Genomic DNA, 3,341 nt, shown 5'->3' on the forward strand with positions numbered 1-3,341 from the left:
ATGGGTTGTCGGTGATCGCGACGCGGTCGCGGTTGATGAAGGCACTCTCGGGCCACGGCGCCATGGCGTTGGTCGGACTGGATGCCGACGCCGCGGACCACCTATGCAGTCGTTACCCGGATCTGACCATCGCGGTGCACGCCGCACCCGATCAGACGGTGCTGGCCGGTCCGCCCGAGCAGATCGACGCGGTGATCGCCGAGGTCGCCGCCCGTTATCTGCTCGCTCGGCGTGTCGAGGTCGACGTGGCGTCGCACCATCCGATCATCGACCCGGTGCTGCCGGAGCTGCGGGCAGCGCTGTCCGGCCTGACGCCGACCGAACCGACGATCCCGATGTTGTCGACAGCGGACCCGGACGGTGCGACGTCGCCGGTCGTCGACGCCGACTACTGGTGCGCCAACCTGCGCAACCCGGTCCGGTTCACCGAGCGGGTCGCGCAGGCCGGTGCCACGCACGCGACGTTCATCGAAATGAGCCCGCATCCGCTGTTGGCCCACGCCATCGATGCAACGCTGGCCGATCGGCATCACCACACCATCGGCAGCCTGGCCCGCGACACCGACGAGGTGGAGACCTTCTTCACGAATCTCGCTGCGACACAGACGCTGCGCGCACCCGCGGTGCCCGATACCGGGGCGTTCACGCGGCTCCCGAAATCCCCGTGGATGCACTCCCGGTACTGGGTGGAGGTACCCGCTGCCGAGCCACACCGCGCCGACTCACACCGCGCCGGCCCACCACCGCCGACCGAGACCGGTTCGCCGCGCAGCGGCGGCGCTCTCGACGAGTGGTACCACGAACTCGCCTGGATCGAGCGGGCCCTGCCCGTCGACGTGGCATCGCCTGCCGTCGGTGCCGATGCGAGAGACGACGGCGACGGCTGGGTTGTCGTCTCGGAAGAGCCGGATGCGCTGGCCGCGGCATTCGGGCCGGCGGCGCGCGCGGTGACCGTCGCCGACGCAACCGACGGCGCCGCGCTGACCGGCGCAACACACGTGGTGTTCGCCCCGACGGCCACCCGGACAGACTTCGGTGCGCTCCGCGCTCACGAGGTGTTCGGTGACGTGCGACGGGTCGCTGCTGCGCTCGCTTCGGCGCCCGGCCGTACACATCTGACGATCCTCACCCGCAACGCCCAGCCCGTGGCCGACGGCGAGCCCGCCGATCCGGCGCAGGCGGTGCTCTGGGGATTCGCCCGGACACTCGCCCTGGAGAACCCCGAGATCTTCGGACGGGTCCTCGACGTCGACGCCGCGCTGCCCGCCGCATTGGTGGCGCGTCATGTGCGTGCCGAACTCGACAGCTCCGACGGCGAGGATCAGGTCGTGCTGCGGGCGGGTCGACGGCTACTGCCACGACTGCGGGCCGCGGTGCCGCCGACCCCACTGACCGGATTACCCGGCTACACCACTGCGCTCGTCGTCGGAGCGACCGGAAACGTGGGGCCCGACCTCATCGTCGAGTTGTCGCGGATGGGCGCCGACACCATCGTCGCCCTCTCCCGCAGCGGCGCCGACCTGTCGGCCGAGGTGACCGCAGAGCTCGCTGCGAACTCGACCACGTTGGTGAACTTTTCCGCCGACGCCGCCGACCCAGAGCCGATGCGAGAGCTGTTCGCGCGCTTCGGAAACGATCTCCCACCCTTGGACGGAGTTTATGTCGCCGCGCTGGCCGGTGGCGCCGGTTCACTGATCGAGCTCGACGATGCCGAGGTCGACGCGATGTTCCGCCCGAAGGTCGACGCGATCTCGGTACTGCACGAACTGACGGTGACCACCCCGGTCCGCCGCTTCGTGTTGTTTTCCTCGATCACCGGATTGTTCGGCTCGCGCTGGCTCGGGCACTACACCGCCGCCAACTCCTTCGCCGACGCCTTCGCGTTCGCCCGCCGCGCCGTCGGGCTGCCGGCCACCGTCATCGACTGGGGATTGTGGAAATCCTGGGCCGATGCCCAGCCCGAGACCGCTTCCGCCGGACTCACCCCGATGCGCAACGAGACCGCGATCGCGACCCTGCCCACCCTGCTCGGGGCGGACGCGCCGATCCGGCCGATCGTGGTCGGCGCACAGTGGGCGCGGCTGGCCGAGGCCTACCGGATGCGCACCTCGTTCCACATCGTCGACGACCTGCTCGGCGAGGCCGACCACGACCTGTCGGGTGTGCCTCCGGCCCGGCCCGACACCGTTCTGGGTGAGGTCGACTCGATCGAGACAGGCACGGTCGAGACGAGCGCGGGAGATTCGGGCGCCGCTGCCGCCGAGGTCCCGTCACACACCTGGTTCGCCCGTATCGCCGGCGACGAACTGCCCTATCCCGGTTCGCATCTGGTGCACGGGGTGGAGGTCGTCCCGGCCTCGGTGCTGCTGCACACCGTGGCCACCGTGGTGGCGCAGGCCGGCGCGGCCGGTGCCAAGCACATCGCGTTCACCCAGCCGTTGGTCCTCGATCGTCCCCGCGTCGTGCGGGTGCGGCTCGACGAGACCGGTGCAATCACGATCGCCTCGGCCACCTCGGTGGGCGCCGGCCCGCACGAGTGGGTCGAGCATCTCAGCGCAGGTCTTCTCGACTCCGAGGCACCACCCATCGAAGCCGCCCGTACGGCGACCGGCTTTTCGTCTGAGCAGGCGGCGGAGCTCGAGCAGCACTGGGGTCTGTCCGGCCGACCCTACGGGTGGACGGCCCTCGAGAACCGTTCCGCGCCCGGCACTCTGGAGGCCGGCGTGTCCGCGGCGGGGACCGCGGCGCTTCTCGACGCCGCGGTACACCTCGCACGGTTGATCGACGCGTCGCACGACGGCCTGATGTTCCCGGCAGCGGTGGAGACGATGACCGTGTCACCCACCACGGCGGACGGCGAGGCGACCGTCGAGGTGCGGTATCGCGAGGCACGCCGCGGTGGCTTCGCCGCGGACGTGACCGCCGGGGCGGGCGCACCGTTCACCGTCGACCTCCGGGGCCTGTGTTTCGTTCCCGCCGCGCCGGCGGCGGGAACAGAGGTCGGCGGAGCGCCCGACGCGGCCGTCGACGCGCCTGACTGGGAGCTGTTGTCCGAGCAAGAAACCCGCTCCGAACTGGTGAGCCGGATGCGGGTGATCCTGGCACGGGAACTGGGTATGCCGACCGACGCCGTGCGCTCGGATCAGCCGTTCCCGGAGCTCGGTCTCGACTCGATGATGGCGATGACGGTGTTGCGCGATGCCCGTCACCTGGTCGGCCTCGACCTGTCGGCGACCATGCTCTGGAACCATCCCACCATCGACGCCCTGAGCGAGATGCTCACCGGTCTTCTCGCCCCCCGCCGTGAGGCGACGCCGGCCGCCGCGGCGGAGGCGGCCGGC

The 3,341-nt window shown here is 70.7% G+C and carries 1 protein-coding gene; it reads left to right on the top strand.

The window, feature by feature from the left end; all coding sequences use genetic code 11:
• Positions 1–11: 11 nt before the first annotated feature.
• Positions 12–3,341: SDR family NAD(P)-dependent oxidoreductase (locus tag B1964_RS29560; RefSeq protein WP_290440762.1), on the top strand; the 3,330-nt coding region annotated here is incomplete at its 3' end.

Origin of the sequence: Gordonia sp. i37 (assembly GCF_002043085.1) — a bacterium.
Classification (GTDB): domain Bacteria; phylum Actinomycetota; class Actinomycetes; order Mycobacteriales; family Mycobacteriaceae; genus Gordonia; species Gordonia polyisoprenivorans.